Source organism: Streptomyces sp. NPDC085900, assembly GCF_044540925.1.
Lineage (GTDB): Bacteria > Actinomycetota > Actinomycetes > Streptomycetales > Streptomycetaceae > Streptomyces > Streptomyces gilvifuscus.
In genome coordinates, this window is record NZ_JBITSP010000005.1 from 623,045 (window position 1) to 645,112 (window position 22,068).

General features: G+C 72.0%; 16 protein-coding genes. 5 read left to right on the forward strand and 11 right to left on the reverse strand.

The window, feature by feature from the left end:
- Positions 1-283: 283 nt before the first annotated feature.
- Positions 284-1,756 (forward strand): APC family permease, encoded by a 1,473-nt coding sequence (locus ACIGDI_RS21310; RefSeq protein ID WP_399898734.1) that lies wholly within the window; start codon positions 284-286, stop codon positions 1,754-1,756.
- A gap of 14 nt (positions 1,757-1,770) precedes the next feature.
- The gene (locus ACIGDI_RS21315; RefSeq protein ID WP_399898737.1) at positions 1,771-2,730 is read left to right on the forward strand and encodes a hypothetical protein; all 960 of its coding nucleotides are present in this window, start codon (positions 1,771-1,773) and stop codon (positions 2,728-2,730) included.
- 12 nt (positions 2,731-2,742) lie between these two features.
- On the opposite strand, the gene ACIGDI_RS21320 is transcribed toward ACIGDI_RS21315, so the two are convergent.
- The 5 genes from ACIGDI_RS21320 to ACIGDI_RS21340 all read right to left on the reverse strand — a co-directional run bounded on the left by ACIGDI_RS21320 (position 2,743) and on the right by ACIGDI_RS21340 (position 9,438).
- On the reverse strand, positions 2,743-3,846 hold the full coding sequence (locus ACIGDI_RS21320; RefSeq protein ID WP_399898740.1) for a HoxN/HupN/NixA family nickel/cobalt transporter: 1,104 nt from the start codon (positions 3,844-3,846) through the stop codon (positions 2,743-2,745).
- Between the two features lie 134 nt (positions 3,847-3,980).
- Complete coding sequence (prcB, locus tag ACIGDI_RS21325; protein ID WP_399898743.1) at positions 3,981-4,835, reverse strand: proteasome subunit beta; 855 nt, start codon at positions 4,833-4,835, stop codon at positions 3,981-3,983.
- A 472-nt stretch (positions 4,836-5,307) separates the two neighbouring features.
- A complete protein-coding gene (locus ACIGDI_RS21330) occupies positions 5,308-6,240 on the reverse strand; it encodes a lysylphosphatidylglycerol synthase domain-containing protein (RefSeq protein ID WP_399898746.1) in 933 nt (310 codons plus the stop codon).
- A 118-nt stretch (positions 6,241-6,358) separates the two neighbouring features.
- Positions 6,359-8,701: a glycoside hydrolase family 65 protein gene (locus ACIGDI_RS21335; protein WP_399898749.1), complete on the reverse strand. Its 2,343-nt coding sequence runs from the start codon at positions 8,699-8,701 to the stop codon at positions 6,359-6,361.
- Entirely contained in the window at positions 8,698-9,438 is a 741-nt protein-coding gene (locus tag ACIGDI_RS21340) for a beta-phosphoglucomutase family hydrolase (RefSeq protein WP_399898752.1), read from the reverse strand. The genes ACIGDI_RS21335 and ACIGDI_RS21340 overlap by 4 nt, the downstream gene beginning before the upstream one ends.
- 117 nt (positions 9,439-9,555) lie before the next feature.
- Between ACIGDI_RS21340 and ACIGDI_RS21345 the strand changes: the two genes are divergently transcribed.
- Entirely contained in the window at positions 9,556-10,236 is a 681-nt protein-coding gene (locus tag ACIGDI_RS21345) for a nucleoside/nucleotide kinase family protein (protein ID WP_399898756.1), read from the forward strand.
- Here ACIGDI_RS21345 and ACIGDI_RS21350 read toward each other — a convergent pair.
- The 6 genes from ACIGDI_RS21350 to ACIGDI_RS21375 form a co-directional block, all read right to left on the reverse strand.
- Positions 10,226-12,058 carry a hypothetical protein gene (locus tag ACIGDI_RS21350; RefSeq protein WP_399898759.1) on the reverse strand — a complete coding sequence of 611 codons (1,833 nt, stop codon included), beginning with the start codon at positions 12,056-12,058 and terminating at the stop codon, positions 10,226-10,228. The genes ACIGDI_RS21345 and ACIGDI_RS21350 overlap by 11 nt on opposite strands.
- A gap of 5 nt (positions 12,059-12,063) precedes the next feature.
- Positions 12,064-13,764 (reverse strand): hypothetical protein, encoded by a 1,701-nt coding sequence (locus ACIGDI_RS21355; protein WP_399898762.1) that lies wholly within the window; start codon positions 13,762-13,764, stop codon positions 12,064-12,066.
- Positions 13,765-13,766: 2 nt separating this feature from the next.
- Complete coding sequence (locus ACIGDI_RS21360; protein WP_399898764.1) at positions 13,767-14,669, reverse strand: carbohydrate ABC transporter permease; 903 nt, start codon at positions 14,667-14,669, stop codon at positions 13,767-13,769.
- Positions 14,666-15,577 carry a carbohydrate ABC transporter permease gene (locus tag ACIGDI_RS21365; protein ID WP_399898767.1) on the reverse strand — a complete coding sequence of 304 codons (912 nt, stop codon included), beginning with the start codon at positions 15,575-15,577 and terminating at the stop codon, positions 14,666-14,668. Before ACIGDI_RS21365 ends, ACIGDI_RS21360 begins: the two co-directional genes overlap by 4 nt.
- A 114-nt stretch (positions 15,578-15,691) precedes the next feature.
- Positions 15,692-17,023, reverse strand: a complete 1,332-nt coding sequence (locus tag ACIGDI_RS21370) for an ABC transporter substrate-binding protein (protein WP_399898770.1) — start codon at positions 17,021-17,023, stop codon at positions 15,692-15,694.
- A gap of 274 nt (positions 17,024-17,297) precedes the next feature.
- Positions 17,298-18,431: an ROK family transcriptional regulator gene (locus ACIGDI_RS21375; protein WP_399898773.1), complete on the reverse strand. Its 1,134-nt coding sequence runs from the start codon at positions 18,429-18,431 to the stop codon at positions 17,298-17,300.
- Between the two features lie 309 nt (positions 18,432-18,740).
- On the opposite strand from ACIGDI_RS21375, the gene ACIGDI_RS21380 reads away from it, so the two are divergent.
- Together ACIGDI_RS21380 and ACIGDI_RS21385 are read left to right on the forward strand one after the other, a co-directional pair.
- On the forward strand, positions 18,741-19,640 hold the full coding sequence (locus tag ACIGDI_RS21380; protein ID WP_399898776.1) for an N-acetylglucosamine kinase: 900 nt from the start codon (positions 18,741-18,743) through the stop codon (positions 19,638-19,640).
- Between the two features lie 482 nt (positions 19,641-20,122).
- Entirely contained in the window at positions 20,123-22,051 is a 1,929-nt protein-coding gene (locus tag ACIGDI_RS21385; RefSeq protein WP_399898779.1) for a phosphatase PAP2 family protein, read from the forward strand.
- Positions 22,052-22,068 lie beyond the last annotated feature (17 nt).

Genomic DNA, 22,068 nt, shown 5'->3' on the forward strand with positions numbered 1-22,068 from the left:
GCGTTTCCCGTTGCGCGCCGTCCAACCTCCCCGGCCCCGTGCGGCTCATGAGATTACCCACTGGTCAATCTTGAAAGCTCAAAGTGTGGGGCTATCATCACTCGCACACACGCTGTGACTACCCGGCGACGCACTGGCCGGGCGCGATCCACCACGCCTTTCCCCAACCCCTGTCCCGAGGTCAACCCTCGTCGGTCAGAGGCTGGTTCACCACCCCCCACCTCCCTTACGTCGTCGAGGCCGGGCCGGCCTCGCGTCGCGCAATACGGAAAGCAGCGCAACCATGAGCATGAACAGGGGCAGAGGGCTGCAGGCCAATGCCCTCGGTACCTTCGACACCGTGGTGATGGCGGTCGCGGGCAGCGCCCCGGCGTACTCCATCGCCGCCACCACGGCGGTCCTCGTCGGCGCGGTCGGGCTAGCCAGCCCGGCCGCGCTGTTGTACTGCGCGATACCCATGCTGGGCATCGCCCTCGCCTTCAGCTACCTCAGCCGTATCGACGTCAACGCGGGTGCCAGCTACTCCTGGGTGGGCCGCACACTCCACCCGTTCCTGGGGTTCATCAGCGGCTGGGCGCTGGTGATCTCGGCGACCATCTTCATGGTCGCGGGCTCGCTGCCGGCCGGTTCGATGACGCTGGCCCTGTTCGACTCCGGGCTGGCCGACAACACGGCGCTGTCCACGGTGGTCGGCGCGGCCTGGTTCGTGATCATGCTGCTGGTGGTGCTGGGCGGCGCCCGGCTCACCGTCCGCGCACAGCTCGTCATGTCCGGCGTGGAGCTGGCCATTCTGGGGCTGTTCGCGGTCCTCGCCCTCTTCCACACCGGCAACGCCCGCGCCTTCGACTGGTCCTGGCTGGGCTTCTCCCACTTCGACGGGGTGTCGGGCTTCGCCTCGGGCGCGCTGGTCGCCGCCTTCTACTACTGGGGCTGGGACGTCACCAGCAACCTGAGCGAGGAGACCCGCAACAGCCGTCGTACGACGGGTCTCGCGGGCCTGATCGGGGTCGGCATCGTCTTCCTGCTGTTCGAGGTGTTCACCATCGCGGTGAACGTGATCCTGTCCTCGAAGCAGATCGAGGACAACGACGCGAACGTGCTGGGCGTGCTCGGCGAGGAGGTCTGGCCGGGCTGGGGCGGCAAGCTGCTGATCGTGGCCGTGATGCTGTCGACCATCGCCACGCTGGAGACCACCCTCATCCAGGTCACGCGCTCGCTGTTCGCCATGGGCCGCGACCGCACGATGCCCTCCGCCCTGGGCAAGGTGCACCGCACCTGGAACACCCCGTGGGTGGCGATCGCCGTAGTCGGGGGGGTGGCGCTGGCGATGTTCATCGCGTCCAACGCCCTGGGCTCCGTGGGTGAGATCCTCGGCGACGCGATCTCGGCGATCGGTCTGCAGATCGCCGTGTACTACGGCCTCGCGGGCCTGGCCGTAGTGGTCGCGTACCGCAAGATGCTGCTGAAGTCGGTGGGGAACTTCCTGCTCGGCGGTCTGTGGCCGCTGTTCGGCGCCCTGTTCATGTTCTGGATCTTCGTCGAGTCGCTGGGCGAGCTCGACCCCGCGGCGATCGCGATCGGCATCGGCGGCCTGGCCGTCGGGCTCGTCCCGATGCTCTGGTACTGGAGGCAGGGCAGCGACTACTACCGGCCCGCCCGGCTGGACGCCAGCCGGACGGTGGAGGCGGAGTACGTGCCCGAGGACCTGGCGGTGGCGAACACGCATGCCTACGAGGGTCTCCCGACCGACTTCTGAGGGAGATTCCCCCGATGGCGCGCGACCGTTTCGCTCCCGACTTCGACCCCGACTGCGGCGACGCCGCCCTCACCGACGCCTCGCACGACATCGTCATCGGCCGCTGGCAGGGCCTGAGGGACCTGCTGCGGACGACCGGCGCGAACTGGCTCGCCCGCGGTCACCGCGTCCGGACGCTCGCCCAGGCCTGCGCGAGCAGTTCGACCGCGGAGACCTGGGTGGCCGCCGAACCGCACAGCGCGGACGCGCTGGTGCTGCGGGCGGCCACGGAGACGGCCCGGGCGTTCAACGTGGCCATCGCCGCGGGCCGCGGCGCGCCGATGGACCAGCACCGCATCGACGCCGCGGTGACGGCGTGCCTGCAGGCGGCGGAGGCCTATCTGGACGATCCGACGCCGTGGATCTCGCTGATCTCCGTGGCGCGGCTGTACCCGCAGGGGGTGCGCCGGCAGGAACTGGCCCGCTGGTGGGACGAGTTGCACCAGCGTGACCCGTACAGCGTGGAGGGGCACCTGCAGGTCCTGCACTACTACTCGGCCCGCTGGCACGGCAGTCACGGTCTGATGTACGACTTCGCCCGCGACGCCGCCGGAGTGGCACCGCCGGGCTGCGCACTGCCGGTGCTGGTGCAGTACGCGCGCGTGGAGGAGTACCGCTTCGCCCTGGACGCCGGTCACAGCGGCCGCAGCGCGGTGGGGCTCGGACAGCACTGGAACCACGACGGCGCGGTGGGCGACGTACGCCGCACCTGGCAGCGCTGGATCATGGGCCGGGTGGAGAGCGAGATCGCCCCGGGCGAGCTGCGCGACTTCAACTACCTGGCGCACGCGGCCTGTCTGGCCGGGGACAAGGAGGTCGCCGGTCCGCTGATGCGCATGGTGGGCCGGCGCGCGACGCGCACGCCGTGGTCGTACACCGGGGACGCGGAGCAGCAGTTCGTCAAGTGGCGCAAGGAGCTGAGGCTGCGCGGCTGAGGTGCGGCGGGCCTACTCGGCGGGCTGTTCGGCCGGCCGGGCCAGGCCCGCCGTCCACTTCTCCTCGATGCGGCCGAACTTCCACACCAGCAGGGCGACGACCCAGGTGGCGAAGAAGAGGCCGACGATGACGAAGCCCACGACGTTGAGGTCGAGTCCGGCCACCCGGTCCCAGAAGGGGCCGTGCAGGCGGAGCTTCTGGGCGAGCAGGCCGAGGAGTTCGACGGTGCCGATGAGCAGGGCGACGGCGACCGACAGGCCGGTGATGGTGAGGTTGTAGTAGACCTTGCGGACCGGCTTGGAGAAGGCCCAGCCGTAGGCGAAGTTCATGAACGAGCCGTCGACGGTGTCGAGCAGCGACATGCCCGCGGCGAACAGCACCGGCAGGCACAGGATGGCGTACCAGGGCAGTCCGGACGCCGCGCCCGAGCCGGCCAGCACGAGCAGCGCGATCTCGGTGGCGGTGTCGAAGCCGAGGCCGAAGAGCAGCCCGAGCGGGTACATCTGCCACGACTTGGTGATCGACTTCATGACGCGGCCCAGCAGCCGGTTCATGAAGCCCCGTTTGTCGAGCTGCTCTTCGAGGGCGGCCTCGTCGAAGTGGCCGGAGCGCATCTGCCGGAAGACCTTCCAGATGCCGGCCAGGATGACGAGGTTGATGGCCGCGATGACGTAGAGAAAGGTGCCAGAGACGGTCGTGCCGATCACTCCGGTGACGTCGTGCAGTTCGGAGCCGTCGTCGCGGACGGGCCCGGCGACCGCCTTGATCCCGAACGACAGCAGCAGCGCCAGGACGAAGACGACGCTGGAGTGCCCCAGGGAGAACCAGAAACCCACCGACAGAGGCCGCTTGCCCTCGCCCATGAGCTTGCGGGTGGTGTTGTCGATGGCGGCGATGTGGTCGGCGTCGAAGGCGTGCCGCATCCCCAGGGTGTACGCGGTGACGCCGATGCCGATGCCGAAGGACTTCTCACCGATGCTGTAGTGCTCGGGCGCGACGATCCCGATGAGCGTGAACCAGCCGATGACGTGCAGGGCGATCACGAGGGCGGCCATGCCGCCGACCCTGGTCCACTCCTCGCGTGTCATGGAGGTGCGGACGCGGTGCCAGGTCATACGGGTGGTTCTCTCTTCCGGGGGCGCGGCGGTTGCGGCAGGCAACCTGATGCCATCCTCCCGCACCTGCACATCATATGCAGTAAAGGCCGCGACAGCTCTTCACCATGGGCGGGAAAAGACGCGGGGCTCTGTCAGGGAGCGGCGTTCGGCCCGTCCGGGCGGCTGCGGCGCGCCTCCACCATCTCCCGGCTGAGCTGCTCCGTCTCCTCCTCGGAGAGCCGTTCGAAACCGTCCTCGGTGATCACCGACACGATGGGGAAGATCCGGCGGCCGATGTCGGGCCCGCCGGTCGCCGAGTCGTCGTCGGCCGCGTCGTACAGGGCCTGGAGGGCGGCCAGAGCGGCCTCGCGCCGGTCCATGCCGGCACGGAAGAGCTTCTTCAGCGCGCCTCTGGCGTACGGCGATCCCGAGCCGTCGGCGTGGAAGCCCCGCTTCTCGTACAGGCCGCCGGCGACGTCGTAGCCGAAGATGCGGCCCCTGCCGCCCTCGGAGGCGGCGGGGTCGTAGCCGGCGAGCAGCGGGACGACGGCCAGGCCCTGCATCGCCTGGCCCAGGTTCTGCCGGATGATGCCGGCGAGACGGTTGGCCTTGGCGGCGAGGGTCATGGGGATGCCCTCGACCTTCTCGAAGTGGGCCAGCTCCACCTGGTACAGCTTCACCATGTCCAGGGCGAGTCCGACGGAGCCGGCGAAGGCCACGGCCGTGTGGTCGTCCGCCGGGTGCACCTTCTCCAGGTCCCGCTGGGCGATGAGGTTGCCCATCGTGGCCCGGCGGTCGCCGGCGATCAGCACGCCGTCGCGGTAGGTGAGCGCCAGCACGGTGGTGCCGTGCGGGAACCGGTCGGCCCCGGCGCTAACGCCGTCGGGGAACGGGCGGCGCGTGGGCAGCAGTTCGGGCCGGTGCGCGGCCAGGAACTCGGTGAACGACGCGGTCCCTGGAGTGAAGAACTCCTCCCCCAGCCGCCCACCGCTGTCGCTCGACGTCATGCCGCTCCCCCTCCTCGTCGCACCGACATCGGACTCCTACCTGAAGCGGGACGCCGGGAAACACCGGCACGGTCCCTCGGCGGGCGGCGCCGGCACATCCGGCGCGGCCCCTCGGCGGGCGGCGTCGGCAAATCCCGTGCGGTCCCGCGGCGGGCCACGTCAGCAAATCCGGTGCGGCCCTTCGGTGGGCGGCGCCGAGACACCCGGCGCGGTCCACAGGGCGCGACGCCGGAACACCCGGTGCCGTCCAGCCGCGCCGGGACACGCGTAGCCCCAGGGCCGGCGGTGCCGGAAAACCCGGCACAGTCCCACGGCCGGCGGCGCCGGCACATCCGATGCGGCCCCTCGGAGGGCGACGCCGGAACACCCGGTGCCGTCCAACCGCGCCGGGACACGCGTAGCCCCAGGGCCGGCGGTGCCGGAAAACCCGGCACAGTCCCACGGCCGGCGGCGCCGAGACCCCCGGCGCGGTTCACAGGGCGTGGCGTCGGGCGAGCATCGCCAGGACCAGCAGGCCCGGCAGCAGGGGCAGCCATCCGGTCAGCAGCCGGTAGCCGAGGACGACGGAGGCGGCCGCGGCGCCCGGCGCGCCGGCGGCGGTGAGCGCGAGGGCGAGGGCCGCGTCGAGGGAGCCGAGGCCGCCGGGGGTGGGCAGCAGGGCGGCGGCGCCGCTCGCGGCGAGGTAGAGGAGCGCCACCCGGTCCGCGGGCAGGGGCAGGGCGACGGCCCGGGTGACGGCGACGAGGACGAGCGCGTGCAGTGCGACGAAGGCCGCCGAGCCGCCCCACAGCGCCGCAGCCCGCCCCGGCCGGGCGTGCACGGCCCTGATGTCCGCCATCACCGTCGTCAGCGCCGGACGGCATCGGCGCCACAGCGCCGCACCCGCAACTAACAGCACCCCCGCGACGGCGGCCACGCCCTCCACCGGCAGATGCGGCATCCTCAGCACGCCGGGGCAGCCGGCGGCGAGGACGACGATCAGGGCGCCGCGGACCGAGGCGCCGGCCGCGGCCTTCACCGCGAGGGCGGCGGCGGAGCGGCCGGGGCTCAGTCCGCAGCGCATGAGGAAGCGCAGGCCGACCGCGGCGGCGCCGATGCCCGCGGGCAGCAACTGGCCGGCGGCGGTCGCGGCGAACTGCGCGGCCACCAGCGGGCCCGCGGGCAGTCGCCGTCGCACCGCGCCCTGCTGGGCCAGTGCCGCGCACCCCCAGGTGGCACCGGTGGCCAGGACGCCCACGAGCAGCCAGCCCTGGTCGGCCACGGCCAGCCGGACGGCGCCGGTGCGCAGCACCGGCCAGTGCCGGTGGACGGCGTAGCCGACGGCCGCCCCAACGGCGGCGGTGAGGGCGGTCTGCCAGTAGGCGTGGCGGCGGGCGGCCGGGAGCGGGACCTGCTCGGACGTCATGCGGGCCACCCTTCCGCACCACGGGGAGATTCTTCGCGGACGGGCACAAACTAACCCGCCGCGCCCGGCCGCGCCCTGCGCAGTACGGCCAGGCGCCTGACGCCCCTCCCCCGCGCCGTCAGCGCCGGATGGGGCTGCGGTGCGGCGGCTGCTCGGGGGCCGGGCGTGCCGGTGGCTGCGGAACCGTGCGCAGGACGGGTGCCTCGGTGCGGACCGTCACCGGCGTCCCGTGGTGGCGGATGGTCAGGGGCGGGCCGGACAGCAGCGTGTACGTGGCCTTGTCGGGGCCGATCTCCACGCGCAGCCGGCGGCCGAGGAGCTGGAGGTTGAAGGCCAGCCGGCTCAGCCGTTCGGGCAGGCAGGGAGCGAAGCTCAGCACGTCGCCGTCGCGGCGCAGTCCGCCGAAACCGGCGACCAGGGCCGTCCACGTGCCGGCCAGCGAAGCGATGTGCAGCCCGTCGCGCGTGTTGTGCTCCAGGTCCTCCAGGTCCATCAGCGCGGCCTCGCCCGTGTAGTCGTAGGCGAGTTCCAGATGGCCGGCCCGGGCGGCGACGACGGCCTGGACACAGGCGGACAGGGAGGAGTCGCGCACGGTCAGCGGCTCGTAGTAGGCGAAGTTGCGCGCCACGTGCTCCTCGTCGAAGAAGCCCGCGCAGGTGTACATCGCCAGCACCAGGTCGGCCTGCTTGACGACCTGTTTGCGGTAGAGGTCGAAGTACGGGAAGTGCAGCATCAGCGGGTACTGGTCCGGGCGGGTGCCGGCGAAGTCCCAGCGCTGGTGGCGGGTGAAGCCCTCGTGCTGTTCGTGCACGCCGAGTTCGCGGTTGTACGGGACGTACATCGCGTCGGCCGCGTCCCGCCAGGCCGCGCTCTCCTCGTCGTCGACACCGAGCTGCGCGGCCCGGTCCGGGTGGCGCTCGCAGGCCTCCGCGGCCGCCAGCAGGTTCTGGCGGGCCATGAGGTTGGTGTACGTGTTGTCGTCGGCGATGGCGCTGTACTCGTCGGGGCCGGTGACGCCGTCGATGTGGAAGTCGCCGCGGTGGTCGTGGTGGCCGAGCGAGCGCCACAGCCTGGCCGTCTCCACCAGCAGCTCGACGCCCGCCTCCCGTTCGAACTGCTCGTCCCCGGTGGAGGCCGTGTAGCGGACGACGGCGTCGGCGACCGCCGCGTTCACGTGGAAGGCCGCCGTACCGGCCGGCCAGTAGGCCGAGCACTCCGAGCCCTCGATGGTGCGCCAGGGGAACGCCGCGCCGCGCAGGCCGAGTTGGGCGCTGCGTTCGCGTGCGGCGTCCAGGGTGCTGTGGCGCCAGCGCAGCGCCTCGGCGACGGCCTCGGGCGCGGTGTAGGTCAGCAGCGGCAGCACGAACGCCTCGGTGTCCCAGAAGGCGTGGCCGTCGTACCCGGACCCGGTCAGGCCCTTGGCGGGGATCGCGCGCTGTTCGGCGCGGGCGCCGGCCTGGAGTACGTGGAAGAGGGCGAAGCGGACGGCCTGCTGGATCTCCTCGTCGCCGCCCACCTCGACGTCGGCGCGGCTCCAGAAGTCGTCGAGGGTCTCGCGCTGTTCCTCGGCCAGACCGGCCCAGCCGCCGACGCTCGCGGCGGCCAGTGCCGCCTCGACCTGGTCGCTCATCGCCGGTTTGGAGCGGGTGCCGGACCAGCCGTGGGCGACCAGCTTCTCCACCCGCAGCCGCTCGCCGGGTTCCAGGACCGAGGTGACGGTGAGCCGGGCGACGTCCTCGTTGCTCTCGCTGCTCGTGCTGGTGCCCTCGGGGCCCTCGACGACGTGGTCGGCGGCCACGGCCACCCGCAGACCGCTGCGCCGGGTGCGGTGCACCAGCCGCAGCCGCCGGCCCGCGGCGAAGTCCTCCTCCGGCTCCAGCGGCGACTGCAGCGCCTTGGCGGCGCGCGGATCGCCCTTGGTCTCGGGCAGTTGCTCGTTGGCGACGAGCTCCGACTGGATGACGACACGCGTACGTGCCTCGACGGGCTCCACCTCGTAGGAGACGGCGGCGATCGCGCGCTGGGTGAGGGAGACGAGCCTGGTCGAGCGCACCCGTATCGCCGTGCCCGCCGGGGAGACCCACTCGCAGACCCGCTCCAGCACTCCCCGGCGCAGGTCGAGGGTGCGCTCGTGGGAGACGAGGCGGCCGTAGCGCAGGTCGAAGGGCTCGTCGTCGACGAGCAGCCGCAGGACCTTGCCGTTGGTGACGTTGATGACCGTCTGGCCGGACTCGGGGTAGCCGTAGCCGGCCTCCGCGTAGGGCAGCGGGTGCAGTTCGTGGACGCCGCCGAGGTAGGAGCCGGGCAGTCCGTGCGGTTCGCCCTCGTCGAGGTTGCCGCGCCAGCCGACGTGGCCGTTGGACAGGGCGAAGACCGACTCGCTCTGGGCCAGGACGTCCAGGTTCAGGGCGGTCTCGCGCACGCACCACGGTTCCACGGTGTACGAGCGGTCGCTGATCACTCCTGCCCTCCCAGCTCCGCGAGGTCCTTGACGACGACATCCGCGCCGTGCTTGTACAGCGCCTCGGTCTGGCCGACGCGGTCGACGCCGACGACGTATCCGAAGTGGCCCGAGCGGCCCGCGTCCATGCCGGCCAGCGCGTCCTCGAACACGGCGGCCCGCTTCGGCTCGACGCCCAGGTCGCGGGCGGCCGCGAGGAAGGTGTCCGGCCGCGGCTTGCCCGGCAGCTTGCGCTCGGCCGCCACCACGCCGTCGATGCGTACGTCGAAGAGGCGCTCGGCGTCGATGGAGCGCAGCACGTCGAGGGTGTTGGCGCTGGAGGAGACGATCGCGGTGCGCAGGCCCAGCTTGCGGGCGGCCTCGATGTAGCGCAGCGTGCCGTCGTAGGCCTCCACGCCCTGGGTGCGGATCCGCTCCAGGAGCAGGACGTTCTTGCGGTTGCCGACGCCGTTGACCGTCTGGGCGTCCGGTGGGTCGTCGGGGGTCCCCTCGGGCAGCTCGATGCCGCGGGAGGCGAGGAAGGTGCGCACGCCGTCGGCGCGCGGGCGGCCGTCGACGTACTCGTCGTAGTCGGCGGCGGAGTCGAACGGCCGGAAGTCCTCGCCCTCGCGTTCACGCAGGAACGCGTCGAACGTTTCCTTCCAGGCGGCCGCGTGCACCACGGCGGTCCTGGTCACCACACCGTCGAGGTCGAAGAGGCAGGCCTGGATGTCTTCGGGAAGTCCGAGCAGCGTCATACAGGACACCGTTCCCCATAAGGAGAACTCCAGTGAGTGGCCCGCACCACACGGGCGGCAAAATCTTGTCGGCCGGCCCGGAGATCCCCGCCGTGGCGCGGATGGCACACTCGGGTTGTGCCGCTGACTTTCGACGACCTCCTCACCCGTGCCCGCGCCCTGAGCAGGGGCGACCGGCGCGCGATCCTCGGTATCACGGGCAGTCCCGGCGCCGGGAAGTCCACGCTCGCCGAAAGCCTGGTGCGGGAGCTGAACGGGACGGGCGAGCCGTGGGCGGCGCACGTTCCGATGGACGGTTTCCACCTCGCCGATGTCGAGCTGGACCGGCTCGGCCTGCGGGACCGCAAGGGCGCGCCCGCCACCTTCGACGCGGCCGGGTACGCGGCCCTGCTGCGGCGGCTGCGCGAGACGGATCCGGAGGCGGCCGGCGACGTGGTGTACGCGCCGGGCTTCGAGCGGTTGCTGGAGCAGCCGGTCGCGGGGGCCGTGCCGGTGCCGCCGACGGCCCGGCTGGTGGTGACGGAGGGGAACTACCTGCTGCTGGACCACGGCGCGTGGCCGCGGGTGCGGCGGCAGCTGGACGAGGTGTGGTTCTGCGAGCTCGACGAGCGGGAGCGGCTGCGGCGGCTGATCACCCGGCACGAGGAGTTCGGCAAGGGGCACGAGGAGGCGGTCGCCTGGGTGATGCGCAGCGACCAGCCCAACGCCGAGCTGGTCGCCGCGACCCGGGGCCGGGCGGACCTGGTGGTGCCGGCGAGCGTGCTGGAGCGCCCCTCGCCGCTGGGAGTCACCGACTGACCGCGCGCAGCGCCAGCCGGGGCTCCCCCTTCTCGTCGTCCGGTCCGATCACGGCCGTGAACTCCCCCGTCGTGAGGACGAGTTCCCCCTCGCGCCGCTCCACCGCGACCGTGAACGGCGTCTCGGAGCCGTAGCGGACGGCGAAGACGTGCAGGTCGTCCGGGGTGCCGGGGACCGGGCCGGCCTCCAGCGCCGTCGAGCTCACCAGGTGCCGCCAGCCCTCGTCCGGGTTGCCGTAGCCGCGCGGGTCGGCCGCGAGCGCGAACGCGGCCTGCTCCTGGAGGAGTTCGGCACGCGCGTCGAAGTGCTCGGCCCCGCCGGACCGCGGGTGGGTCAGGCGCAGGGCGCCCGCCGAGGCGACCGGCGCCGCGGCGATGCGCCGCACCCGGTCGCCGTCGTCCTCGGCGTACGGCAGCCCGGCCAGCAGGTACGGCGTCCCGTCGAGGCGTTCGACGGCCACCGTGGTCCACAGGGTCTCGCCGTCGGTGACGTACAGGGACCGTACGTGCCGCAGGACGTGGTCGCGGCCGACGACCGGCTTGGTGACCAGCTTGGCCGTCAGGCCGTCCGCCCGCAGGTCGCGGACGCGGACCGCGCCCATGGGGCGGCACATCAGGAAGCCGTCGGTGACGGGACCGAAGCCGTGCTGACGGCCGACGGCGGCGGCCAGCCAGTAGGTGCCGGCCGCCTCCACGACGGCCGGGGTCATGCGGTCGTCGAAGGCCACCGACACCCTGCCCGCGCGCAGTTGGTGCCGTGCCGGAGTCTGGCTCGGCCCGCGGTGCCAGGGCGTGGCGTCCTGGATCTGCCAGACCAGCATCCAGGCGAAGTGACCGTCGACCCCGCCGTCCGGCTTGCACGCGTACCGGGCCCAGCGGCTGTCACCGCGGTAGCGGCCCAGGTCGGAGCCGATGCGGGCGCTGAAGTACCGCAGTCCCAGGACGGATTCGAAGGCGGAGTGCTGCTCGCTGTAGCGCGGGCCGCCGTTGTCGAAGCCCCCGCCCGTCAGCCGGGCGTCGATGTAGCGGGCGAGCGCGTCGCCGTCCTCGGCGAACATCGCCTCACCGCTGATCCGGTGGGCCTGGGCGAGGAAGGACAGGGAGATCGGGCCGTAGTTGTTGTCGTATGCGCCGCCGTGCTCCGGGGGCAGCAGGGCGCCCCGGTCGCGGACGCGGTGGGCACGGATCTCGTCGGTGTACAGCTCAAGCGCCCGGGCGCGCACCGACTCGCCCTCGGCGGCGGGCAGATGGCGGGCCAGCATCAGGCCGCCGACCACGCATCCGATGGCCTGGTTGCCGGCCTCCTGCGGGTTGAAGAACGTCGCCTCGGTCAGCCAGCGCCAGTAACCGCGGGCCAGCTCCAGCAGTGCGGCCCGCTGTTCGTCGTCGACCAGGCCCTCGGCGGTGTCCAGGACGTTGACGGCCTGGAGCAGCGCCCACACCGTGCTGGGCCAGTCACCGATGGGGTGCGCGCCGGCTTCGAGGACGTAACGGGCGTACGGCAGACCGGAGTCGCGGGCTCTCAGGTTCGGGTAGCCGGGGTTGTCCTCGACGTACACCCGCTCGCGCAGATGGAAGGCGAGGCTGCGGCGCACCGCCTCCGGCAGCCGCGGGTCCTTGCCGCGCTGCCAGGCGAACGCGAGCAGGGAGGTGATGCCGAGCGAGGTGTCGCCGATGTCGTCGACGCAGTCGGGGTGTTCGAGGCTGCCCTCCGGGGTGAGCCGGGCCAGGGCCTGCTCGACGACGTCGGCGAGGACGGCGTCGTGGGCCTCCGGGGTGTCCGGCAGGTCGTGCAGCGGTCCGCGCTGGTGGAGGAGGTGCACGGGGATCAGTCCTTCATGCCTGAGGTGGTCGCGCGCAGTGCGACGGTCAGTGTGTGCGGGCCATGTCCACCGATGTAGACGCGGTTCCCGGTCGTCGCGTCGGTACCGCCCACCACTGTGTAGTCCTGCCCGGGGTCATAGCGCAGTACGTCGCTCCTGTCCGGTCCGGCGAGCGGTTCACCCGTCTCGACGGCGGCCTCGACCCGGATCTCGTCGTCGCCGACGCGGTAGGTCATCGGCTCGGTCGTCAGGCACCAGCTTCCGTCACCGAGCGGTACGGCACCCTGCGGATCGCCGCCCGGCCGGAAGGTCAGTTCGAGGGCCCAGGGCACCGGCGGGCCACTGATGGCGATCCGCAGGTCGGCCCCGTCCTCCCGCAGGTCCACCTGCACTCGGGTCGCGTGGGAGACCTCGTCCCGGGGCCGGTCCGGGAAGGCCATCGCGGCCGAGAAGCGTCCCTCATCCGCCATCCGGTAGGCGCCGTCGTCCCGCCGGTGGTCGGGCGGGAGCGGCTGGTAGTAGGCGGCCGAGAGGGTTTCGGTGAGCAGGTAGCGGCCGTCGGCGAGCCGTCGCATGTCGGCGGCGCGGAACGGGCCCAGGTCGAAGAACCCCCTTGAGAGGCGGACCGCGTCGAGGACGGCGGCACCGGCGAACAGGCGCAGGAAGGTGGGGTTGCAGGCGAGGCCCGAGCGGATGCGCCGGTGCTCGGGCACGTCGGAGCCTCCGTACACCACCGTGTACGTGGTGGCCGAGGCGCGGGTGGCCAGGCGCGCGGTGGGGAGGTACCGGTCCCGCGGGAGCGGCTCCGCGTCCGGGGCCGGCAGGGCGCGGCACAGATCCGGGGTGAGGAGGGTCTGGGCGAGCAGGTCGGGGTCGTGGATGCCGTCGGCGGCCGCCAGGCGGGCAGCGCGGGCGAAGTCGCCCCGGCCGGTGCGGATCGCGAGCAGCCGGTAGTGCGGCAGGTAGGGCCACAGTGCGAACGGTTGCCTCTGGTCCTGGCGGCGCGAGTGGACGGTCTCCACCGTGCCGTCCGGCCTGATGAGCTCCAGGGTCGCGGTGAGGTTGCGTTCGACGGCGTCCACCAGGTCGGTACGCCCGAGCACCTCGGCCAGCAGCAGCAGCGCCGGGTTGGTCACGATGGACGCGTAGACGGCGCTGCGTTCCGAGTACAGGCCGTCGGCGTCGATGTCGACGCCCTCGGCGAGCCACTCCTCGGCGCGGACGAGCAGCCGGTCGTCGGGGAACGATCGGTGCAGCCGGGCCAGCGCCGCGGACAGCTCCCAGCGGTGGTTGGGGGTGTGCACTCCACCGGCCAGGAGGCTTTCGGTGGCGGCGCCGGCGATCTCGGCCAGCGCCGCCGTGACGTCGGCCAGTTCGGGCCCCGCGCCCGCGGCGAGGACGTGCGCGTCGCACACGTCGTTGACGGTGAACGCGGAGTCCGGCGGCGACTGCACGTTGTCGCCGCCCGCGAAGAGGCCGGACGCCGTCTGCGTGGACCGCAGGGCCCGGAGGTGAGTCAGCGCGGCGGCGGCGGCCCGCTCGCTGCCGTGCAGGGCCGACGCCGGCGAGCGGTACGCCGCGACCAGGGTCTTCACCCGCCGGGCCAGGGCGCGGTGCGGCTCGATGAATTCCGCCGACGGATCGGCCGACCCGTCGGCGGCGAGCGCCGCCGCGCGGACGAACTCGTGGTCGATCGGAGCGGGCAAGGTCAGTCCTTCAGTCCGGCGTTGATGTCGGCGCCCATCACGTAGCGCTGGAAGACCAGGAAGATGGCGATCAGCGGGATCATGGAGATGACCGACGCGCCGAGCAGGACCGACCAGTTGATGTTCTGCGCGCCGACGATGCTCTGGATGCCGATCTGCACGGTGAACTTGTTGGGGTCGTTGAGCATCAGCAGCGGCCAGATGTAGTCGTTCCACCGCCACTGGAAGGACAGGATGGCGAGGGTCAGCATGATGGGCCGGGAGATCGGCACCATGATCCGCAGGAAGATGGACAGTTCGCGGGCGCCGTCGATGCGCGCGGCCTCCACGAGTTCGTCGGGGACCGTGAGGAAGAACTGCCGGAACATGAAGCATCCGGTCGCGGTGAGCACGGCCGGCAGGATGATGCCCGCGAAGGAGTTGTAGAGACCGAGGTTGCGGACCACCAGGAACTCGGGGGCAAGCATGACCTCGCCCGGCAGCATCGTGGTGGCCAGAATGCAGAGGAAGAAGGCCTTGAGCCACTTGTTGTCGTACTTGGCCAGCGCGTAGCCGGTGCAGCAGCTGACGCCCACGGTGAGGATCGTCGTGATCACGCACACAATGGCGGTGTTGACGAAGTACTGGGAGAAGTTGGCGCTGTCCCACGCGGCCTTGAAACCGGACAGGGTGGGGTTGTGCGGTACCAGCGTCAGCGGATAGGAGAACAGGTCGCTGGCCGGCTTGAGGGAGCTGAGGATGAACCACAGCACGGGCAGCCCGTAGAGGCAGGCGAGGATCCACAGCAGCGTCGTCGCGGACACCGCCCGCCGCAGTCCGCCGCTGCCGGCTCTGCGGGGTCGCTTCTTGGAGACGGCCCGTCCGGGACCGGCGTCGACAGGGCGAGGAATGTCTGTGGTTGTCATCGGTTCTCCACCCGCCGGTTGACGATCAGCTGGATGATCGCGACGGCCATCAGAATGAGCATGAGCACGAACGACGCGGCGCTCGCGTAGCCGATCTGACCCCGTTTGAAGCCGGTCTCGTAGATGTACTGGACGAGCAGGTTGTTCGACGTACCGGGTCCGCCGTTGTTGAGGGCGACGAACACCGGGTATTCCTTCATCGCGTTGATCGTGTTGAGCAGGATGACGATGAACGAGGTGGGCGCGATGCTCGGCAGCGTGATGCTGACGAACTGCCGCCAGGGGCCCGCTCCGTCGAGGGAGGCCGCCTCGTAGTACGAGGTGGGCACGTTCTTGATCGCCGCTATGAACAGCAGCATCGAGAATCCCGTCCAGGCCCAGGACGCCGCCATCACCACCACCAGCAGCGACAGGTCCGCGTTCGACTGCCATGGGACGGCGCTTCCGCCGAGCTTCTCGATGACGTAGTTGACCAGTCCGAAGTTCTCACCGAACAGCCACCGCCACAGGACACCGACGACGATGGGCGACAGCAGCCACGGGATGAAGAAGATGACGCGGGCGACCGACGTGCCCTTGGCGTGCTTGCTCACCACCAGGTTGGCGGCGGCCAGCGCGAGCGCGAAGTTCAGCGGCACGAAGAGCACGGCGTACAGCAGTGTCCGCGTCAGCGCGTCGTAGAACGTGGAGTCCCCGAACAGGTTGTGGTAGTTGTCCAGTCCGACGAACTGGAACGCCCCCACACCCGTGTAGTTCGTGAAGGAGTAGACGAGCCCGATCACCGCCGGCCAGACGAAGAACAGCGCGAAGAGCACGACGTTGGCCGCGATGAGGACGAGCGGCGCGAGAACGTACTTATTGCGTCTCCTGGGCGGGCTCGCGGACACGGCCGAGGCGTGTTTTGTCATCTTCCTGACTCCGTGCTGGTGGAATGGATTGCTGTGGGCTCGGGCCGTGAGCCCGGCATCGCATGGGCCGGGGCCGGGCGGCGGGGTCTCGGTCCCGCCGCCCGGCCCGTCGGCCTACGACGCGCCGCCGACCTGCTGGTTGTAGCCGGCCACGATGTTCTCCAGGGCCTTGTCGGGCGACTGCTGGCCGTTGATCGCCTTGCCGAGTTCCGTCTTGGTCGGGTCCTCGGTGAGGCTCTTGCCCTTCAGCACCCAGTTCGTCTGCGCGCCGTTGAAGTAGCCGGAGATCGGGGCGTAGAGCGGGATCTCCTCGTTGTAGAGCTTGAACGCCGCCTGCGCCGCCTCGGACTTGAAGGGGTACTTCGGGCTCAGACCGCTCTCGACGGGCAGGAAGCCGGACGCCGCGCACAGCTCGGTGTAGTGGGCGGGCTCGTACAGCCACGACATGAACTTCTTCGCGGCGGTGGCCGCGGCGCCGTTGTTGTTGAACCCGACCATCATGCCGCCGCTGTTGACGTCACTGGCCTGCACCGGCTCGGCGGGGGTCGGGACGCTCGCCCAGTCGAACTTCTTGATGCTCTCCGAGAAGGCGGCGACCTGCCAGACGCCGGACCAGTAGGCGACCACGTCACCGCTCTGGAACATGGCCGACGGGTCGGCGCCGCTGGTCCACACCGACTTCGGCATGGTCTTGTCGTCGTTCCATCCGACGAAGGTCTTCACGGCCTTCTTGGTCGCGGCGTCCACCGAGAACTTGCCGGAGGAGTCGGCGTGGACGTACTTGCCGCCCAGTTCGTACACCATGGCGCGAAGGCGCGAGGGCGACTGGTCGAAGGTCAGGGAGTACTTGGCGCCGGTCTTCTCGCGGACCTTGTTCGCCGCCTTGATGAACTCGGTCCAGGTCCAGGTCTTCTGCGGCGAGGTGGGGAAGGAGACCCCGGCCTTCTCGAACAGCGACTTGTTGATGAACAGGCCGGAGGCGGTGACGTCCGAGGGGATGGACAGCACCTTCCCGGACGAGTCCTTCGCCAGGAAGTTGGCGTTGATGTTGTTCGCCTTGTCGTTGGCTATGGAGCTGAGGTCGACCAGCTTGTTCGACCAGATCGGGTCCAGCGCCGGGACGGCCGCCACGTCGGGCAGGGAGTTCGCCTGCGCGGCGTTGTGCAGCTTCGTGGTGTAGCCGTCGTAGGGGATGTTGACGAGCTTGACCTTGACGCCGGCTTCCTTCTTGTACTGCGCGACCACCTTCTTCCAGCCCGCGTCCTGCCCCGGAACCGTGGAGATCCAGAACGTCAGGGACTTGGAGGTACCGCCCGAGCTCGACCCCGAGCCCCCGCAGGCGGAGAGCAGAAGGGCACCTGCCGTGGCCACGGCAGCGAGGGGAACCACACGGCGTATACCGCCGCGGCCGAGTCGGCGGGAGCGCCGCACACCCACATTGGTCATCTTCGATCCCTTTTTCGTCGTAGGAGACGGAGCACGGCGCCGATCGAGGCGGCACGGGTGCATTTTGCAGGAAATTTCGCTTTCCGGGGGTGCGGCCTCGCCCGGCCGCGCAGCCTCGACGGGTGGGATCCCCGGCCCCGAGGGCCGTCGTCGCACAAGCACGCCCTCGTGCGGCTGCCGTACTTCGCGTACGGCCGGGACGCCAACCCAAGCCGGCGTCCCGGCCGACTTAGAAAGCGCTTGTCCGGACATTGGCAGACCGAGTCGGAGGCCGTCAATCCTTCGCATGCGCGGCCTCGGTCACGGTTTGGACTCCACGGGCCACCGCGAGCCGGGCGGCACCCACGACGGTGCCCAGATCGCCCAGCGTGCTGCTGACCACCTCGGTGGGCCAGCTCAGCCGCTCCAGCTCGGCCCGCACACCCGGCAGGAGCTGCGGATACGCCCCGGTGCTGCCGCCGAGCACGATGAGCCCCGGGTCCAGTACGGCGGTCACGGCGGCGGCGAGCCGGCCTATGTCCGCGGCGTGCCGGCCCACGACGGCGCGGGCCGCGGCCCGGCCCTGGCCGGCGAGGGAGAAGAGCTCCTCCGTGGTGCGCGGGCAGGGACCGTCCTCCTCGCGCCAGGCCTCCGCGGCCCGGCGCAGCAGCGAGCGGGCGCCGACGTGCTCCTCCAGGGCCTCGTGGCGCGGCTCGCGGCCGTCGTCCCAGGGGTAGGGCAGCCGGGCGACCTCGCCCGCGGCGCCGTTGGCCCCGCGCAGCACCTGGCCGCCGATGACGACACCGAGACCGATACCGACGCCGATCCGCAGGTAGCCGAAGGTCTCGCGGCCGTGCGCGGCGCCTTCGTGCAGCTCGGCGAGTGCCGCGCAGTTGACGTTGTTCTCGAGGTGGACGGGCACCCCGGGCGGCAGCGCGACGGTCACCGCGTCGAAGACGGGCCCGGCCTTGGCGGTGGCCGGACGCACCCCGGCGCCCTCGCCGTCGCGCGCGGTGACGTCACCGACGGCGACCACGATGGCGCGCAGCGGGGCGCCCGCGGGCAGCGCGTCCAGGGCCTCCCGGACGGCCTCGGCGGCCTGCGCCCGGGACTCGATGGCCTCGGCGAGCAGGGTGCCGTCCAGGGCGCAGCCGCGTACCCGCGTCAGGGCGGGGCCCAGGTCGACGGCGAGGACGGTGCCGGCGGCCGGGCCCAGCCGGTAGACGGCGGCGCTGCGGCCGGTGCCGCTGGACGCCGTGCCGGAATGGGCGGCGAGCCCGGCGTTCTCCAGTTCCGCGACGGCGGAGGACACCGTCGGCTTGGACAGGCCCGCCAGGCTCGCGAGCTGCGGCCGGGTCGCGCTGCCCGCCCGGGCCAGCACGGCGAACACCGCGCCGGCGCTCTCGGTCAGGCGCGGGGCTCGCACCACGTCGTGTTCCACAGTTCTCCCGCAGGTCACGGGCCACTCCCCCGTCGTACTGACAGCGGGGGCGCGGCGATGGGATGCCCGGCGTCACGCGGTACCGCCCCCGTCCGTGGGGCAGCTCGGTCGGTCGGGTGCGCGAAGCCTCTTGACGCACTGTACTTCGTTAGTTAACTTCCTAACGAACTTCACGGTACTCGCCTGCCGTGTTCCGTCCAGAGGCCCGTCCCGGGGCTTCGCGAGTGCTTCAACCTGCTTCTGACCAGGCACGGTTCGCCCACCGTCGCAGCACAGCGCAACGACGAAAGAGGTTCCGTGCAGGACTTCACGCCTCTCGTGGTCGGCATCGACGTGGGTGGCACCAAGACCCACCTCCGCGCCCTGGCGGGGCACGACCCCGTAGCCGATCACGTCCGGTCCAGCAGTGGCTGGCGGCCGCACGACCCCGTGGCCGCGGCCGGCTGGCTGGCCGCCCTGGTCGCCGAGGCCCTCCCCGCGCGCACCCGCCCGTCCGCGCTGGCCGTCGGCGGACACGCCTGCGAGACCCCACGCCAGTGCGAGCAGATCCGCACCGCGCTGCAACTGCACTTCGACGCGCCCGCGCTGGTCGTGGGCGACGCCGAACTCCTCGTACCCGCGGCCGGACTGGACAAGGCCGTCGGCCTGGTGGCCGGCACCGGCTCCGTCGCCGTGGGCCGACTGGCCGACGGCACCCCCGTCCAGGTCGGCGGCTGGGGCGCGGTCCTCGGCGACGAGGGCGGCGCGGCCGGACTCGTCCGCGAGGCCGCGCGGGCCGTGTGGGCCGCCCACGACCGCGGCGAGGAACCCGACGACCTCGCCCTCGGTCTCGTCGCCGCGTTCGGCGTCGGCGAAGTGCCCGCGCTCGGGGCCGCGTTGGAGGGCGCCCGGGACGTCTCGGCGGAATGGGGCCGGCACGCCCCGGTGGTGTTCGCGGCCGCCGAGGCCGGCTCCCGCGTCGCCCGCGCCGTGATATCGGAGGCCGGGCACTCGCTCGCCGCGCTCGTGGAACGGCTCGCCGCCCGCGGGCTCCCGGTGGACGACGTCGTGGTCGCCGGCGGCACGATCCTGAACCAGCCCGCCCTGTACGACGCGTTCGCCTCGTCGCTCGCCGCCTCCCTGCCCGGAGTCCGCCCGCAGCCGCTGCGGGTGCCACCGGTCGAGGGCGCGGTGGCGCTGGCACGTTCGCTCCTGTGAGGGGGGCTCGGGGCTCCGCCGGGGATGCCGCGAGGTGTGTCACCCCCGGTGCCGGCCGAGCCCGGCACCGGAGCCGACTGCCGCGGCGGCCGCGCGCCCCCGTGGGGGAGTCGCGCTCGCGCGCAGCGTCTCCTCCGGCCCGCGCAGCTCACCCGCAGGACACGTCTGGCCGGAGGTGCGTCGCCCCCGGCACGGCGTCGCCGTACCGCGCGGGCTCTCCCCCGGCCCGCGCAGCTCACCCGCAGGACACGTCTGGCCGGAGGTGCGTCGCCATCGGCAGGGCGTCGCCGTACCGCGCAGTTCACCCGCACGACACGTCTCGGCCGCCGGGCACTCCCCGACGGGCCAGGACACGGCCGTAGATCTTCGCTCAAAGCTTCACGGGACGCATCGGATTCGCACATTCCCGCGCCCCACGGAACACCTCTGATCGCACGATCTCCCCCGGCCGCAGGGCCGAAGAACTCAAGAGAGGTACACGCATGCCGTCATCCGCCGGGCACCGCTCCCCTTCGTCGAACGGCCGACCCTCCGTCGGCAGAAGGGGTTTCCTCAAGACCTCCCTGGGCGCCTCGGCCGGTGTCCTGGCCGCGCCCACCTTCGTCTCCTGGCTGGGCGCCGCCGACGCCAAGGCCGCCGGCTTCGCTCTCGCGTTCGTCGACGACTACAAGACCAACGTCATGGCGAACCTCACCCCGGAGACCAACGCGGTCGTACGGGTCCTCGGCGGGTTCGCGCGGATATGGAAGACGGGCGGCGCCTGGAACACCGGCACCCCGCTCATGCCCGAGGTGCTGCGCGCCAACATGCGCTACTGCGCCCGCCTCACCGGCGCCCGGACGGACGCGCAGGCGAAGGAGGCCTTCCTCTACGACCGCCAGCACCAGAGCTACGCGATGATCGCGGGCCTGGGCCCGCTGGCCGACCTCTACAAGGCGGGCGCCAAGGCGGTCACCTCGATCACCAGCGCTCCCGACGGCACCCCGCCGGCCAAGATCGACGACGCCGTGCCCGCCGGCGCCCCGGCCGGCTCCGCGCTCGGCGCCGGCTCGCACGACTCCGCGCTCGGCAAGGTGGCCGAACTGGTCGACACCGTGCGCGGAAACTGGGCGTCGGGCAACCCGTCCAAGTACGCCTACCAGTACCCGCGCCCGTGGCGCATGAACGAGGACAGCGAGGTCGTCGACACGGGCGCGACAGACGCCCTCGGCTACCCCGTGTACGACTCCGAGGTGGTCGTCGCGCCGCAGCTGCTGCGCCAGCGCAGCACCTCCCCCACGGACGACGGCGGCTTCCCCAGCGGCCACACCAACGCCTTCCACCTGGCGGGCCTCGCCTACGCCTACGCGGTGCCGGAGCGCTTCCAGGAACTGGTGACCCGCGCCTTCGAGCTCAGCCACACCCGGATCATGGCCGGCATGCACTCCACGGTCGACGTGATGGGCGGCCGCATCATGGCCACCGCCCTGGCCGCCGCCACCCTGGCCGACCCGGCGAACGCCGGTCTCAAGGCCGCCGCCCGCGCCCAGGCACTGGCCTACTTCACCGGGCAGACGGGCACCACCGCCGACTCCCTGTTCGCCTACGCGCACCCCGGCACCGGCGACACCTACGGCGACCGGGACGCCAACGCGCGCGCGGTGCGGCCCCGGCTGACGTACGTGCTGACCCGGCAGGGCCGCAGCACGCCGCTGACCGTGCCCAAGGGCGCCGAGGTGCTCCTGGAGACGCGGCTGCCGTATCTGAGCGCCGAGCAGCGGCGCGAGGTGCTGAGGAGCACCGCGCTGCCGTCGGGGTACGTCCTGCTGGACGGCTTCGAGCAGTGGGGCCGGCTGGACCTGTTCACGGCGGCGGACGGCTACGGCGCCTTCGACACCGACGTGAGCGTGACGCTGGACGCGGCGGCGGGCGGCTTCGGCGCGGCCGACAGCTGGCGCAACGACATCGACGGCGAGGGCGGACTCACCAAGCTGGGCAGCGGCACGCTCACGCTGACCGGTCACAACAAGTACACCGGCGGCACCCTGGTGCGGGACGGCGTGCTGGTCGCCGCCTCGTCCCACGCGCTCGGACACGGCGATGTGCGGGTGTCCGGCGGCACCCTGCGGGTGCTGCGGCCGGTGCGGGTGCACGGCACGTACTCCCAGGAGTCCGCCACGCTGGAGCTGACGCTGCGCTCGGGCCACGAGCCCGCCCTGGAGGTGACGCGCCGGGCGCTGCTGGGCGCGGGCGGTGTGCTGTCGCTGGTGCTCGACGCAGACCGGCCGCCCGTGGCGGGCGACACGGTGCGCGTCCTGTGCGCGCCCCGGCTGAGCGGCCGATTCGACCGCGTGGAGCTGAACTCCGACCGGCTGCGGGCCGTACCCGTCTACACGGCGGAAGGTCTGTCGGTACGACTCCTGAAGCGGTGACCCCCCAGGGGCGGGAG

Excerpts from the sequence above, each read along its gene's own strand:
- ACIGDI_RS21310 (WP_399898734.1), top strand. The coding sequence starts at position 284 with ATGAGCATGAACAGGGGCAGAGGGCTGCAGGCCAATGCCCTCGGTACC.
- ACIGDI_RS21315 (WP_399898737.1), top strand. The coding sequence starts at position 1,771 with ATGGCGCGCGACCGTTTCGCTCCCGACTTCGACCCCGACTGCGGCGAC.
- ACIGDI_RS21320 (WP_399898740.1), bottom strand. The coding sequence starts at position 3,846 with ATGACCTGGCACCGCGTCCGCACCTCCATGACACGCGAGGAGTGGACC.
- prcB (WP_399898743.1), bottom strand. The coding sequence starts at position 4,835 with ATGACGTCGAGCGACAGCGGTGGGCGGCTGGGGGAGGAGTTCTTCACT.
- ACIGDI_RS21330 (WP_399898746.1), bottom strand. The coding sequence starts at position 6,240 with ATGACGTCCGAGCAGGTCCCGCTCCCGGCCGCCCGCCGCCACGCCTAC.
- ACIGDI_RS21340 (WP_399898752.1), bottom strand. The coding sequence starts at position 9,438 with ATGACGCTGCTCGGACTTCCCGAAGACATCCAGGCCTGCCTCTTCGAC.
- ACIGDI_RS21360 (WP_399898764.1), bottom strand. The coding sequence starts at position 14,669 with ATGACAACCACAGACATTCCTCGCCCTGTCGACGCCGGTCCCGGACGG.
- ACIGDI_RS21365 (WP_399898767.1), bottom strand. The coding sequence starts at position 15,577 with ATGACAAAACACGCCTCGGCCGTGTCCGCGAGCCCGCCCAGGAGACGC.
- ACIGDI_RS21370 (WP_399898770.1), bottom strand. The coding sequence starts at position 17,023 with ATGACCAATGTGGGTGTGCGGCGCTCCCGCCGACTCGGCCGCGGCGGT.
- ACIGDI_RS21385 (WP_399898779.1), top strand. The coding sequence starts at position 20,123 with ATGCCGTCATCCGCCGGGCACCGCTCCCCTTCGTCGAACGGCCGACCC.